General features: G+C 33.3%; 12 protein-coding genes. 6 read left to right on the top strand and 6 right to left on the bottom strand.

All coding sequences use genetic code 11. From position 1 onward, the window contains the following. Window positions 1-288: 288 nt before the first annotated feature. The 3 genes from ABR854_RS05650 to ABR854_RS05640 form a co-directional block, all read right to left on the bottom strand. Window positions 289-2,679, bottom strand: coding sequence for a GumC family protein (locus ABR854_RS05650; RefSeq protein ID WP_350264394.1), 2,391 nt, complete (start codon window positions 2,677-2,679; stop codon window positions 289-291). Between the two features lie 227 nt (window positions 2,680-2,906). After that, the gene (locus ABR854_RS05645) at window positions 2,907-3,737 is read right to left on the bottom strand and encodes a polysaccharide biosynthesis/export family protein (protein WP_350264393.1); all 831 of its coding nucleotides are present in this window, start codon (window positions 3,735-3,737) and stop codon (window positions 2,907-2,909) included. Between the two features lie 42 nt (window positions 3,738-3,779). Continuing rightward, window positions 3,780-5,390, bottom strand: coding sequence for a capsule assembly Wzi family protein (locus ABR854_RS05640; protein ID WP_350264392.1), 1,611 nt, complete (start codon window positions 5,388-5,390; stop codon window positions 3,780-3,782). 194 nt (window positions 5,391-5,584) lie between these two features. Between ABR854_RS05640 and ABR854_RS05635 the strand changes: the two genes are divergently transcribed. Further along, on the top strand, window positions 5,585-6,109 hold the full coding sequence (locus ABR854_RS05635; protein ID WP_350264391.1) for a hypothetical protein: 525 nt from the start codon (window positions 5,585-5,587) through the stop codon (window positions 6,107-6,109). Window positions 6,110-6,149: 40 nt separating this feature from the next. Beyond that, window positions 6,150-7,058, top strand: a complete 909-nt coding sequence (locus tag ABR854_RS05630; protein WP_350264390.1) for a DUF1207 domain-containing protein — start codon at window positions 6,150-6,152, stop codon at window positions 7,056-7,058. Here ABR854_RS05630 and ABR854_RS05625 read toward each other — a convergent pair. After that, complete coding sequence (locus ABR854_RS05625) at window positions 7,042-8,292, bottom strand: nucleotide sugar dehydrogenase (RefSeq protein WP_350264389.1); 1,251 nt, start codon at window positions 8,290-8,292, stop codon at window positions 7,042-7,044. The two genes, ABR854_RS05630 and ABR854_RS05625, sit on opposite strands and share 17 nt — an antisense overlap. Window positions 8,293-8,320: 28 nt before the next feature. Then, window positions 8,321-9,343, bottom strand: a complete 1,023-nt coding sequence (locus tag ABR854_RS05620) for a radical SAM/SPASM domain-containing protein (RefSeq protein ID WP_350264388.1) — start codon at window positions 9,341-9,343, stop codon at window positions 8,321-8,323. A 293-nt stretch (window positions 9,344-9,636) separates the two neighbouring features. Here ABR854_RS05620 and ABR854_RS05615 point away from each other — a divergent pair, with 293 nt between their 5' ends. From ABR854_RS05615 to ABR854_RS05605, 3 genes are all read left to right on the top strand, one after another. Beyond that, complete coding sequence (locus ABR854_RS05615) at window positions 9,637-10,344, top strand: hypothetical protein (protein WP_350264387.1); 708 nt, start codon at window positions 9,637-9,639, stop codon at window positions 10,342-10,344. A gap of 456 nt (window positions 10,345-10,800) precedes the next feature. Further along, window positions 10,801-11,538 carry a phosphoglycerol geranylgeranyltransferase gene (locus tag ABR854_RS05610; RefSeq protein ID WP_350264386.1) on the top strand — a complete coding sequence of 246 codons (738 nt, stop codon included), beginning with the start codon at window positions 10,801-10,803 and terminating at the stop codon, window positions 11,536-11,538. 186 nt (window positions 11,539-11,724) lie between these two features. Continuing rightward, window positions 11,725-12,702, top strand: a complete 978-nt coding sequence (locus ABR854_RS05605) for a radical SAM protein (protein WP_350264385.1) — start codon at window positions 11,725-11,727, stop codon at window positions 12,700-12,702. A 138-nt stretch (window positions 12,703-12,840) separates the two neighbouring features. Here the strand turns inward: ABR854_RS05605 and ABR854_RS05600 are convergent, their stop codons facing one another. Then, window positions 12,841-13,419 carry a DNA-3-methyladenine glycosylase gene (locus tag ABR854_RS05600; RefSeq protein ID WP_350264384.1) on the bottom strand — a complete coding sequence of 193 codons (579 nt, stop codon included), beginning with the start codon at window positions 13,417-13,419 and terminating at the stop codon, window positions 12,841-12,843. 30 nt (window positions 13,420-13,449) lie between these two features. On the opposite strand from ABR854_RS05600, the gene ABR854_RS05595 reads away from it, so the two are divergent. Further along, complete coding sequence (locus ABR854_RS05595; protein WP_350264383.1) at window positions 13,450-14,322, top strand: phosphodiester glycosidase family protein; 873 nt, start codon at window positions 13,450-13,452, stop codon at window positions 14,320-14,322. Window positions 14,323-14,403: the final 81 nt, after the last annotated feature.

The following is a 14,403-nucleotide window of genomic DNA, read 5'->3' as shown; positions in this document are numbered from 1 at the left end:
GTCAAAATTTTCCCAAGTTAGCCTTTACTTGCTATTTCTTTTGAATAAGTAATGTGTTAAAAAACTTTAATTTTAAATTGCTATTAAATGAATTTTGAAGTAGAAATGGACTAATATATAACATTATTTATACTTATGCATTATACCAAATATAATAGTTTAAATATAAGGATATATTTAAACTAAAAAAAGTAAAATGTATTCGGATAATCAAACTTCTTGTAATATTCATAATAATACTTTTTAATTTTAAATTAAAAAGTATTATTATGAAAAGGCATAAAATCTTTATTTAAAAAGATTAGAGATTTTATTTTTTTTTAAGTTTCTTTTTAGCTTTTTAATAAAACTCAATTTTTTAAAGTCTTCTATATAGTATCCTTTTCCATAGCCATAGCCATAGCCATAACCGTAACGATATTCATGACTATTTTTATAATTTACACCATTTAAAATGACATTTAAAGACTTTATTTGAGTACTTTTTTTCAGGTCATTTAATATATTTAAATTTTGAAGTTTTGTAACTTCATGTCTAACTAAATAAAAACAAGTATCTGCATAAGGAAAAAGAAGCATAGCATCAGTTACCAATCCAACAGGTGGACAATCAATCAATACATAATCAAATGTCTCCCTGTAAACATTTATCAAAGTTTCAATTCTTCCATTTGATAATAGTTCAGCAGGATTAGGAGGTATTGGGCCACTTGAAATCAAGAATAAATTGCTAACAGAAGTAGTTTTGATTATATCTGTTTCATTGGTATTTCCAACTAAATAATTTGAAATACCAAACTCCCGACTTTCATTCAAATAAGCAGAAAGCTTAGGCTTACGTAAATCTAATTCTAATACAGCAACTTTTTTGTTTAAGGAAGCTAAACTGGCTGCTAAATTTAGTGTCACAAAGCTTTTTCCTTCACCACTTGTTGAAGAAGTAAACACGAGTACAGTTCCTTTTCCATGATTGTTTGTATTAATATATTGGAGGTTTGTTCGAAGACTTCGAAATTGTTCTGAAAGGAAACTTCTACTCTTAATGTCTACTAACGAACCTTCTATTTCTTTAGACTTTTGGCCAATTTCACCAAAAATTGTCATCCCTGTAATATGCTCAATATCTTTTCGAGATTGTACACTATCATTCAACAACTCTCTAACATTAATTATTGCAACTGGAATAAATACACCCAAGAAAAGGGCTACTAAAAAGACAATCATTGGTTTGGGTTTAATTGGCTTCGGAGTAGAATGAGGAGTATCAACTATCCTACTATCAGTTACTGTAGAGGCATATGACAAGGCCGTTTCTTCTCGCTTCTGTAAAAGTAATAGGTAAAGACTTTCTTTGATATTTTGTTGTCTTTGAATGTTTACAAATTCACGTTCTTTTCGAGGGATAGTACGAATAGCACTTTCAAAACGGTTATTATTACCTTGTAAACCATTTTTTGTAATGATTAAGCCTCTTTTTTGGTTGGAGACGTTTTCACGGATGGCTTGTTTGGTATTGGCAATTTGAGTGTTTATTGTTTCCAAAAATGGATTTCCTGGTTGAACAGTTCGTGAAACCTTTTCCCGTTGGAGCTCTAATTCTCCCAATTTTTCAATAAAGGAAGTTAAAATAGGGTCATTTACCATCAATGTAGCAGGTGCTACATTAGTCTGCCCGCTGTATAGATAACGTTCAACACCATCCAAAACCTTCAACTGGATATCAACCTCACTTAATTTGGTATCATTTTCTTTTACTTTTTCTAAGAAAAGGTTTCCTTCTTTACTTAAATCAGTTATTCCTTGACTGGTCTTATAAACCTCCACATCTTTTTCTACATCCTTTAATTCACCAGTAATTAACTGTAATCTTTCACCAATGAATCTTAAAGTAGCGGTTGCTTCACTATTTTTGTCTTCCAAGGATGAGAAAGTATACACTTCAATCAATTTAGCTAAAATTGATTTTCCTTTTTCAGGGACGGGATCTTCTAAACCTAACTGTAAAACTGTACTTTTTAAATTAATCAATTCAACCTTGATGTTTTTAGTAAACCTTTCAACCATTTCCTCTCGGTGAATAAAACGAATTTTTATAACTTCGCCATTTTTTGCTTTGGGATTATTCAAAAACACTCTGAAACGTCCATAGCTATTATTTAGAGCTTGAGTGTATAAGTACTTGCCAATCACACTTTTGTTTTCATCCAAAAGTTCAAAGTTCTGAGTATCTACCAATCTAATATACAAAGGGTCTTTATAAGCTACTTCTTTTAAGCTTACATAGTTTAAAGTAACTGGGCTTTTTTTGAATAATTCAGTATCACGAATCCAACCTTCCGAATAATAAGATACGGTTAGATTGAGTTCATCTATTACTTTCTCTGCCAAAACTTTTGACTTAAATACTTCTATTTCATTCTCTACAATCTTACTTCCGCTAAACATATCCAAGTCCTTCAGAATTTCGTTTCCAGCACTTGAGCCTTTTTTCTCATCTTTTATCAAAATTGTAGCTGAAATATCATAAACTGGTACAGCATATTGTAAATAAAAAAACGCACAACCTAATGTTAAAAATAGGGCTAATATAAACCAATACCAATAGCGTAAGTATTTTAGAAAAAAAAGTTTCAAATCAAATGTATCCTCTTTTTCTTGCAAAAGTTCAAAGTTATTCATCCTTTTTATTTTATGATTTTAGTTTTTTTAGTATTGAGACAAAAGACAAGAGATTCGAGACAAGAGACGGTTCGCAGCAACCATAAAACACTAAAATCAATACCTACAATATTTCAGCTTCTCGATTACTATTATCTTAGTTACTTAATTAAATAAATATAATTAAATACTAATCAGACTTTTATGTATAATCTTTTGTCTCGTGTCTTACGTCTTGTAATTAACGTTTATTTTAGAATATTGACCAATAGGCTCAAAACAACCACCGCCGTAGTAGCAATACCCGTATAAATCGGTATCAGCTGCAAGCGTTGGTCAGTAAATGTTCCTTTGGCTTTGATAGGTTCAATGTATATCAAATCGCCATTTTGTATATAATAATAGGGTGAATCGAATACTTCTTGGTTTAATAAGTTGAGCCGAGCAACCTCTCTAATACCATTATTTTCACGCAATACCATAATATTGGTTCGGCTACCATAGATTGTCAAATCTCCTGCCATTGCCAAGGCTTCAGGCAAAGTTGTGCGGTCATCCAGTAAATTAAAAGTACCAGAGCGATTTACTTCACCCAAAACCGAAAACTTATGGTTCAAGAACCGAACATTGATAGCGGGGTCTTTCAATGATTTGATAACCTCTGCCCTTACTACATTAGCCGCCTCTTCAAGGGTCATATCCAAGAGTTTTAATCTTCCTACAAAGGGTACTTCTACATGTCCAGAAGAGTCAACTAAATAGCCTAATGGTTGATTTCGTTGTAATCCTTGTTGTCCTGGGAAATTGGTCGTTGTCAAGGCATTCACATTAGCAAAATTCATAATCTCATTCGATTCTTGGTTAAGCGAGCCAACTGTGATGGCCAAAATGTCGTTCCGCTGGATGCGGGTAATAGTAGGCTGAATTTTCTTTAATTGCTGAAATTTCAATGAATCACTTGACTGAAAATACGCAATTGGAGGTGTATTGATGCAAGATTGTAAGTGTAGGACAGCTACAAGCAAGACTCCAAGTACAAGGATTCGTTTGAGTGTTGAATAAGAGAACAGTTTTACCATTTTTATTAGTGAATTTAAGGAAAAATCTATACTAAGGTCATATTAAAACCCATAGTTAAGACTGAATGATAGATTATTTTGCTTTTGTTTATTTATATAAGTTGAGTTTTGATAGCCAAATTTAACAAATAAATCGTGAATAATTTCATAATTAATGTTTGCTTCAATTATTTGTAAGGATTTTGTTTGTCCCCATAGAAAATTGGATTTCAGTTTCGTATCTTGTTGTCCAACTCCATCTCCAATAGTTCCTTTTCGAATAGTACGGAAGAGGAACCGTGCATCAAGTCCACGTTTAATGCGATACCTAAGTTCATTTGTCCATTGGTCCGCATTGTCTCCAATCCAATGTCCAAGATTATAACTCGCATTCTGATACGTTTGTGAAGGGATAAAGTGAATATATGTATAAGGCCTTACACGGGTATAATCGGTACTAAAAAATAAGTTTTTAATAGGGAAGTCAGTCAGTGATGCACCTATATTATAAGCTGTTTGGTTTCGCTTCTTGTTCACGAGACTGACCTCATCAATAAAAAAAGAAGCGTAAATATGCGTATTTGGTAGATGGTTTCTTGAACTTATCTGTGTAAAAATTTGGCCATTACTCACTGTGTTACTTCTCGTTAATTCGCCTTGATAATGACTCATTGCCCTGTAAAACAAAATAGGTGTCAAGTAAGCCAATTGTACTTGATTATTATAAATGATTGATTCGCCCAATAAGAATTTAAAGCCTTTAAATGGGGTAAAGATCAATGAATGAGTTGCCATAAATTTGGGTACATCGCTCACCTGATTAATGCCCGGAATACCCGAAGCCCGAATTTTAGTTGAATCTATCACATCAGAATTCAACCAAATGTGGGCATAATTGAAAGCAAACCACTTCACAGGCTTGATGTCTAACCTTATTAATGGAAAAGAAGGGGCTTTATCTGATAAAATTATCTTGCCGTTAGAGCCATAACCAATGGGCATATAATCTTTTCCTACGGTCAGATTTCCCCATTTCCAATTATAAGATAATGTTGCTTTTACCTCACTGTATTCAAGACCATTTTTGCGATAGCGAGCAATTACGCCAGTTTCGGGTGTAAAGGCTTTGCTTGAATCAACTCCAGTGCCATCTTGTTGGTTGCCTCTGAAATCAAAACTATAACCAAAGTTTTTGCCAATGTAACCGTAAGTCCAGAATCCACTCCAGCGATGGGTAAGACTTAAACTGCCGTTGGTAGTCTGAAAGTTATATCCATAGATAGGTTGAAAGTTAATAGTAAATAGTTTGTCTTGTGATGAGAGAAACCTAAATCTATCATGCTGTGTGTATTTAAGTATTTTTACCTTATCGGTTTCTTTGAGCGTAGAATCTCTGTATAATAAATTTATCTCTTGGGTATATTCTTTAAGATAATAACTAAGTTCTTTTCTTTCAAGTGCTGTTAGCTTGAAATTTATTTGTTGCAGTTGAGTAAGGTGTCCAACGATCTCTTTTCGAGAAATGGGTTGCACCATATCATCAAAATCAATGAGCCCTCTTTGAGAAATCCTTGATAAATAACTATACACACTTCGGTAAAGTGGCTCGTAAACTACTTGTCCATGGCTGCTATAAACAATGAATAAAGTAAAAAGTAAAATTTTAAATTTCATCTTAAGGACATTACTTAATGATAGTAAAAATCATTGTTTATTAATAAGTACGTGCAATATACAGTATAAGTTTTATAAAATTATCCTTTTTTTTTACCGCTTAATAAAAAATTTATTAATCGGTATATATGCTTCATGCAAATCTATATATTTACATAGAAAAAATTAAATTAGTACTAAACCAAGAAATAAGCATGAAAAAGTACCTATTATTATTACCATTCTTAATTTTCCTCTCTTGTCAGGATTTTCCAACGGTTTCATTTGATCTTTCAAATGAGATGAATTTTGATATTAATAAACCTGGAACGCAGTATGATGGCACTAAACTTTTAGATCCAACTACCAATGCCCAGTTTGATAAATATTCAAAAAAACTCAACGATATAACTGTTACGAGGGTTACTTATACAATTAGTAATTTTGAAGGAACAAATACTCAAACGGCCAGTGCTTCGTTTGATGCTGCCGATGGAGATGGTAAAGGCAAAGTGAATATTGGTAGTTTCAGTAATGTTAATTTATCGGCCTTGAATGGCAAAGAAACTGACCTAACAGTTCCGAGTACGGCGATTGCCACCTTAGGTGGTTTTATGAAAGCATCTCCTTATAAAGTTACGGTTTACTATAATGGAAGTGTGAATCAGTCGCCTGTAAAGTTTAGCCTTAAATTAAAATTTTATACAAAAGTGAAAGCACGTGTGATTGGTTCAAACTAAAATTTTAACTTTACGTTTTTCATCATTAAATACTATTACATTGATAGAAAAACTTTACTTCCATACCTTAAAAGCCAAAAGAAGCCTTAATCGGTTAGTCTTTGGCTTTTTTTTATGTGCGATTATGGTCTTTTTTCAGATGAGCGTACAGGCTCAGGAGAAAAGTAAAGGCTATGTGGGCTTTTTTCCAAAAACAACTTTTTTTAGACCACTGCTTTTCGATCCAATCGAAGCACAATCTTATGGCTATTTTACCAGAAAGCGAACCGAGGGGCATAGTGACAGAGGGCTTTATGCTCCCTTTGCAGTTGGCTTAAACAAACCGATCTATCAATGGAGTGAAACCCAGCAACTCAATATGGATGTGAGTGTTTTTACTCAATTTGATATGTTCGGCGATAATGGTAAGTTTCACAGATATATGCGAAATGCTGATTATAAGATTTCTCTTAGTTACGCATGGCAACAAAACAATTGGCAGTTTAGGTTTAGAGGTTTTCATATTTCATCACATTTAGGTGATGATTACCTACTTCAGAATGGCTTAGGAGTCTATAAGAATAACCCAGTGAATTATGAACAGTTAGATTTGATTGCGGCATATAAAAAGAATCATTGGCGATATTATGGGGGTATTGGCTACGGCATAAGGCCTTCTTTTAGAGAAGGAGATGAACGCCGACGCTTAGCTTTTCAGTTGGGTGCCATGTATGAAAAGAGTTTAAAGAATAAGAACCAATCATTTATACTCGGTATTGACAATAGAATTTTAGCCCAAAATAATTTCTATCCGGGAACAAAAATAGGAGCAGGGCTTGGTTTTCATTTACCAAACTACGAGAAAACCTTTTACTTATTACTCGAAGTCTATAATGGACACACTCCTTATGGTAAATTTGAAGCCCAAAGATGTAAGTGGATAGGTCTGGGTTTTAGTTTTCAGCCATAGTTGGCTTGCCTTTATGAAAAGAAAATTGTTGAATATCGAAAATTAGGTAATCTGGGTGTGTGAATGATGAATAATTCAATTGTTCAAAAATACTATGTTTGCTTGCTTTGATAATTAAATGGTATTTGTGGTCATCAGTAAGTGTATCAATGACTTTTAAAGGTGCATTTACTGCAATTGGGTCATAACAATTGATATCAAACCCTTTGTTAATTAAGGAGTTGACAAAAAGCGGAACGAGTGAGTTTTTACAATCTGGCGAATCAGGTTTATAGGTGATTCCCAATACCAATAACTTAGCATTATCCAAATTTGGGAAATCAGTTTTGATTTTTTCTTCAATTACCTGAGCGATGGTCTGAGGAAAATTATTGTTTATCATTCTTGAACTTTGAAGTACACCCTCTTTGTCTTTAGAAAGATAATGCAGATAATTTGATGCCAAAGGCAAGCATTCACCACCTACCAAGCCAGGCGAAAACTTAAGGAAGTTCCATTTGGTACTGCTCGCATTCCAAACATCCTCGAAGCTTATATTTTGTCCAGTTAGAATGGCGGCTACCTCGTTCATAAAGGCAATATTGATATCTCTTTGGGCATTTTCGAGTAGTTTTGCTGCTTCAGCGGTTTTGATTGAGCTTACAAGGTGCGTTCCCGCTTTAATAATTGTTTGGTAGAGTTTATCTACTTTTTGTGCAGTTTCAGTGTTTGAGCCTGCTGTTATCTTTATGGTATTAGTAAGTGTATGCACCGAGTCGCCCGTATTGATTCTTTCAGGAGAATAACCAACAAAGAAATCAGAATTATAGGTCAAACCACTGAACTGCTCCAATATAGGCACACAAATTTCTTCAGTACAACCTGGAAATACCGTAGATTCATAAATGACAAGGTCATTCTTCTTCAATATTTTTGCGACCGTTTGACTTGCATTGATTAAGGCATTGATATTAGGTGTACTATCATTATTAGTACTTGTTTGCACCGCAATTATAAAAATGTTGCAAACCTGAAGTGTTTGATATTCAGAAGTAAATGTGAGCTTTTCTGAAATGCTTATCATTTCAGTACTTGTATTTCTGATGTCGATGCCTTGTTGTAAGGTATCAACTCGGTGTTTATCTACATCAAAGCCTATGGTCTTGAATTTCTTGCCGAATTCAATAGCCAGTGGTAAACCAATGTTGCCTAATCCGATGATGGCAATTATATTTTCTAAACTTCCTTTTGTCATTCTAAAAAATTAAATCAAATGTAAATCATTACCCCCAAACTTTGGTTCCTTCTGTGCAGTTTTTACACATCTCAATTTCGGCACGTGCGTTTGTGAGCGATTTTCTAAAGTCTTTGTAAGGTTTGCTTTGCCAAAGTTCCTTAAAGGTTTGTTTTTTCAAATCACCTAATCTATACTCTCCATCTTTATCGAAACAGCAGGGTACAACTAATCCGTCCCATGTAATCACACAAGAATGCCACATTTTCCAACAATTATCAAGTAATTTATTTTTTATTTGATAAGTACCATCGGGTGTTTGCTTATAACGAGAGAATTTATCAATGCTTGGTATCAGGTTTGAACCATGCTCGTAATCATAAATTTGGGCTGTTTTGAAAGCTACTTCGTCAACTCCAATTTCTTTGGCGAGCTGCCGAACTTCTTCCAGTTGATGTTCGTTGGGTTTTACTACCAAAAATTGGAAAATTATATGAGGTGTTTTTGATTTTAATTCTCTTTTCCAGTGAACAATATTTTTAGTTCCTTCAATTACCTTTGATAAATTTCCACCTATCCTATATTGCTCATATACTTCTTGCGTAGTACCATCAATTGAAATAATCATGCGGTCGAGTCCAGATTCGACAGTTTTCTTTGCATTCGTATCATTCAAATAATGGGCATTGGTTGAGGTAGCCGTGTAGATGCCTTTGTTGGCGGCATATCTGACCAAGTCAAGAAATTTGGGGTGTAAGTAAGGTTCTCCTTGAAAATAAAAAATTAAATACAATAATGTTTCAGAGAGTTCGTCAATGACTTGTTTGTATAACTTATCATCCAACATTCCAGTTGGGCGTGTAAAACTTCTTAATCCACTCGGACATTCTGGGCATCTTAGGTTACAGGAGGTTGTTGGCTCTATCGAGATGGCAATTGGTAAAGCTCGATGATTGGATTTACCCGTAATTTTTGATTCAATATAGCTTGAAACATTAACTAAGGCATTCCAGGCACGTTTAGTGGTAACTTTTGAAAAGAAATTTAACCCATCTGTGAAGTTTCTATTCATATTGTTACGAGTTAGTTTAGAAAATGAAGAAATGAGACAATGGTACTTATTAAAAAGTAAAAATAGATGAAATAACTTAACATATCAGTATAATTGTGATAAAGATAAATTTGATAATTTTAGTTTCAAAAAATGGCATTGTTTTCGTAAGATTTTTAAAAATATAATAATACGTAATTAATCAATATTAGAATGTGAATATACAAGGATAAAATATGATAATTTATTGTCTAACGTCTGTAAGGTACGATTATTGATAATTGATAGGGTGATTATTAAAACCGATTGCTATTGTGAAGTCTTTATTTTTTTTTACCTTAATTTTACTTGTAGTAAATACAAAGTCGTATTGCCAAGATGCTAACAAACAATATTTCATTTCTACATACATTGGTACAATTCAGTATTATGGAGATTTAAATGAACAAGAAAGCAACTTAGATATTCGTCATTATTTTGAGATAAAAGACCCTCTTTTTGGTTTTTGCATTGGAAAAAAACTCAGCCCTTATTTCAATACTCAGCTCACACTTGAAGGGGGGAACTTTAAAGCGTTTAAAAATTCGATAAACTTAAGCACTACTACTTCGTTTTATCAGATTACTCAACGAATAGAAATGGATATTTTTAACCTAACTCATAGAGGTATTCCATTTGAAAAACAACGTTTCAATAATTATTTATATGTAGGAGTTGGAATGAATGGGTTTAAGAGTTATGCGAACGAGTTAGATAATGATATGTCGCTAAGACGAGCGAATGACACCAAATTTGTTTTAAGTTATGGTATTGTATTCAAATTTAAGCTGAACTCAAATACAGCTTTGAAACTTGATTTTGGGCATAATAAAGTATATTCCGATATTTTTGATGCAACAATTGATGGTAATAATGACGACTTGGGTAAGGTTAAAGACAAAAAAATATCCTCATACAGAACAGCATTAGATATGTGGGCGGGTCTTCGTGTTGGAGTAGTATTTAATTTGGGGAAAAAATAACCTCTTTACACAACCTATAAAATAGAGCAGAGGCCTGTCAACATTTAATTTCCTGACAAAATAAATGTGGAATAGCAGCGGCTGTTCATGCACAGAGGTGTATCATATTTTGCCTTATAGGTTTTACTTATTCTACAAAAATTAAATTAAAAGATTTCTCAAAATTTTGTTGGACTTTATTTCTAAAATTATCTTCTCTTTATCCTATTACAGCTCGGCTTTAAAAATGGTGAATGTGATAGTCAATCTTTATATTATACAATAATTACGGCCGAATAATAAATATAAGCTTGTTTCTTTTGAAGTAGAGATTTTAATGAATATTTTTAAAAAAAAATGTACTGTAATTGTATTTTTTCTTTAATTATTCTTGAAAGTTTAACAATACCTTCAATAAATAGACGTGCCTTTTTTACATACTTTAAGCCATAAGTCACGAAACTACCAAAGCTTGCTATGAAACAAATTCTTCTTAAATTACATGAAAATTATTCTAATAAAAAGAAATCATTGGCTATTTTAATTGACCCAGATAAATTTGATAAAATTAAATTTGAAGAAATTGATAAAGTAAGTCTTTTACAAATAGATTATGTTTTTATTGGAGGGAGCCTCATAATTACACAAAAGATCCATAATGTAATAAATAAATTAAAAGATATCTTTACGGTTCCCATTGTGATGTTTCCCGGAAATGCCATCCATATTAGTGAAGGTATTGATGGGATTTTATTTTTAAGTTTGATTTCTGGACGTAATCCCGAATTTTTGATTGGACAGCAAGTAATTGCCGCACCAATGCTGAAAAAAAGTGGTGTAGAAGTTATTCCAACGGGCTATATGCTTATTGATGGCGGCAAACAGACAACTGCCAATTATATGAGCCAAACTCAAGCTATCCCAAATGATAAACCAGAAATTGCGGTATGTACAGCAATGGCGGGAGAAATGCTCGGACTACAATTAATTTTTATGGATGCGGGGAGCGGAGCTGAGAAAGCAATCAATAAGGAAATGATAGCAGCAGTAAAAGCCAACATCAATGTTCCGCTATTAATTGGAGGAGGAATAAATACGCTCTCAAAAGCTCAAGATGCTTTTGAAGCTGGTGCCGACGTAATTGTCATTGGTAATTTACTTGAAGAAGATACCCAGCTTTTGAATCATATCATTGCCCTAAAAGAGCAATTTTAAATCTTTCTTTCAGTTACATTCTTTCAGATTATAAATTATCAATAAGTACCTTTTATAAACTTTCTTTGAAGAATATAAATAGTAAAGGTTGGATAGGATATAATAGTGTTTGCTATTTTTTGAAAGTTTACCATTTTCAAATTAATATGAAAAAAACTTTCCTATATCAACCCAAAGTCAATTATAATGAGAATTATCAACCATCCCATTCTATGCAATTATTACGTTACCTATCGTTGTAATGCTTCGTGTAGCTTTTGTGATATATGGGAAAAACCTTCACCTTATATTACACTTCAAAATTTTAAAGATAACCTTCGAGATCTAAAAAAACTGGGAGTCAAAGTCATTGATTTTACTGGGGGAGAACCATTGCTCCATAGAGATTTGGATATTCTTTTAGCAGAAGCCAAAGCTATGGGAATGATTACTACCGTAACAACCAATTGTTTGTTATACCCAAAATATGCAGAACGTTTAAAAAACAAGGTTGATATGCTGCATTTCTCACTTGATTCTCCAGACGAAGATGCCCATAATAAGTCGAGAGGAGTAAAATGTTTTGATAAAGTTGTTGAATCAATTGCCATAGCAAAAAAATTAGGAGAAAGACCAGACATTTTATTTACAGTCTTTGAAAATAACATTGAACTTATAGAGAGGGTTTGGCGAGAGTTTACGCAACCAAACAATCTAATGTTGATATTAAATCCTGTTTTTGATTATAATAATGTTGAAACGGGTGAAAAACTATCTGATGAAAGTTTGAATAAACTATTGTGGTGGGGTAAACAGAAAAATGTTTTTCTGAATGAAGCATTCATTACTCTAAGAAAAAACGGTGGTAATGATATTAATAATCCAATTTGTAAAGCAGCATCTTCAACAATTGTTATTTCGCCAGAAAATAAATTAGTACTTCCTTGTTATCATCTGGGGAGCAAAGAATTCCTGATTGATAATAATTTACATGAACTATACAATTCAACTGATGTTCAAAATATTGTAGCCTTAGAGGGGAAATTAAAAGAGTGTGAAGGCTGCACAATAAATTGTTATATGCAACCATCTTTCTCAGTGGAGATCAACAAATATTTTTGGAAAGCCCTTCCGAGCACTTTAAAATACAATTTTATTAAAGGTACTTGGAAGAATCTCTTTTGAATAATAATCTCTTAATATCTCGCAAGAAATAAAACAGCATAAATGTAAACTGCTTATTGGGTGCATCAATGCTATTGGAACTCTGTGAGGTCATTCTTTTTTATTATGTATAAAATAATGCTTGTGTTCAATAATATTTTATTTCCTACTTATAAACCTATTCCCTTCGATATAGAACCGATAAGGTAAATCTACTCCTTGTGTAATACCGATTCGAGTAGTAGTGACGATTGAAAAGTCATTATTGGTTGATTTGAGGCAATGAAATTCGTCGGAATCAAGTGTTAGAAAATTAAAATCGAGAGTAATGCCCATTGCTTGCACCAATTTTGCTGGGCCACTGCATAAATTCTTTAAATCATTGGTTTTGCGACGTTTTTGCATCAATTCAATACCTTCTGTGGGTTCTAAGGCCCGAATTAAAACGGCTTCTCCAATATCTTTTGCTCCGCTTGAAATATTTACACAATAATGCATTCCATAAATTAGATACACATAGCACGTTCCTGGGCTTTCAAACATGGGAGCATTACGAACTGATTTCTTTCGATAAGCATGACAAGCCGGGTCGCCTTGAAGATAGCCTTCGGTTTCTACGATGATTCCTGCGGTGCGTCCTTCGGGGCTTTCATGCACCAAAGTACAGCCTAAAAGTAACTTTGATAAAGTCAATGTATCATGTTTTTCGTAAAATTCTTTGGGAAGAATATTTTGCATCTGTACTTTTGGTAAACTTTAGGTTATTATATGAAAAAACTCCTCTTTTTATTTCTGTTATCTCACTTTTGCATGGCACAAGATGATGCCGCAATTATCAAAAAGGCTACTTGGGAAACTACAAAGCTGGGGAAAAAGTTTTATTGGAAACGAATACATTTTAAGCAAAAAGAGCTTTTTAGTGCTAATCAGTCTATTAATATTTTGGAGATTTCGCTCAATAATAAAAAAGTAAAGTTTGGTTTCGCAACCGTCGATTCAATAAAAACAGATCCTCAAATCAAGCGTTCGTTACAGAAGACAAGTAAAATCGCAGCCGATTTAGGAGCAATTGCGGCCGTAAATGCCGGTTTTTTTGATATGAAAAACGGCGGAGCGGTTGACTTTCTGAAAATTGAAGGAACGGTAATTGACACAACTCGACTTTCTAATGTAGCTCGTCTTCCATTTCATTCTATTTCGGGTGTAATTATCGAAAATAATAAGGTAAGCATCATCAAAGGAGAACAAAAAGCGGGTTGGGAGAAAAACCTAACGCAAGAAAATGTTTTATTGACTGGCCCTTTGTTGATATACAACGGCGTAATGGAAGAATTAGCCAAAACACCATTCAATGATAATCGTCACCCTCGTACATGTGCGTGTGTAACAAATGATAAAAAATTGTTGTTGATTACAGTAGATGGTCGCTCGACTGAGTCTTTTGGTATGACTTTAGCTGAATTAAGTACATTGACAAAGGCTCTGAATTGTAAAGATGCTATTAATTTTGATGGTGGAGGTTCAACAACCATGTATATCAAAGGCCAACCCGAAAGTGGCGTTGTGAATTATCCATCAGATAATAAATTATTCGACCACGCTGGCGAACGCCCTGTAAGTAATATTTTTTACATAAAATAAGATATTAGATTTTAGACAAGAGACATGAGATGCAGACCTCTCAAATCTCTTGTCTTACTTCTCTTGTCTTACTTCTCTTGT

Source organism: Emticicia sp. W12TSBA100-4, from assembly GCF_040253585.1.
Classification (GTDB): domain Bacteria; phylum Bacteroidota; class Bacteroidia; order Cytophagales; family Spirosomataceae; genus Emticicia.
The sequence above is the reverse complement of the archived record's forward strand: the minus strand, read 5'-3'. Positions and strand labels throughout refer to the sequence as shown.

Excerpts from the sequence above, each read along its gene's own strand:
- ABR854_RS05640 (WP_350264392.1), bottom strand. The coding sequence starts at position 5,390 with ATGAAATTTAAAATTTTACTTTTTACTTTATTCATTGTTTATAGCAGC.
- ABR854_RS05650 (WP_350264394.1), bottom strand. The coding sequence starts at position 2,679 with ATGAATAACTTTGAACTTTTGCAAGAAAAAGAGGATACATTTGATTTG.
- ABR854_RS05605 (WP_350264385.1), top strand. The coding sequence starts at position 11,725 with ATGAGAATTATCAACCATCCCATTCTATGCAATTATTACGTTACCTAT.
- ABR854_RS05600 (WP_350264384.1), bottom strand. The coding sequence starts at position 13,419 with ATGCAAAATATTCTTCCCAAAGAATTTTACGAAAAACATGATACATTG.
- ABR854_RS05595 (WP_350264383.1), top strand. The coding sequence starts at position 13,450 with ATGAAAAAACTCCTCTTTTTATTTCTGTTATCTCACTTTTGCATGGCA.
- ABR854_RS05645 (WP_350264393.1), bottom strand. The coding sequence starts at position 3,737 with ATGGTAAAACTGTTCTCTTATTCAACACTCAAACGAATCCTTGTACTT.
- ABR854_RS05625 (WP_350264389.1), bottom strand. The coding sequence starts at position 8,292 with ATGACAAAAGGAAGTTTAGAAAATATAATTGCCATCATCGGATTAGGC.
- ABR854_RS05635 (WP_350264391.1), top strand. The coding sequence starts at position 5,585 with ATGAAAAAGTACCTATTATTATTACCATTCTTAATTTTCCTCTCTTGT.
- ABR854_RS05610 (WP_350264386.1), top strand. The coding sequence starts at position 10,801 with ATGAAACAAATTCTTCTTAAATTACATGAAAATTATTCTAATAAAAAG.
- ABR854_RS05620 (WP_350264388.1), bottom strand. The coding sequence starts at position 9,343 with ATGAATAGAAACTTCACAGATGGGTTAAATTTCTTTTCAAAAGTTACC.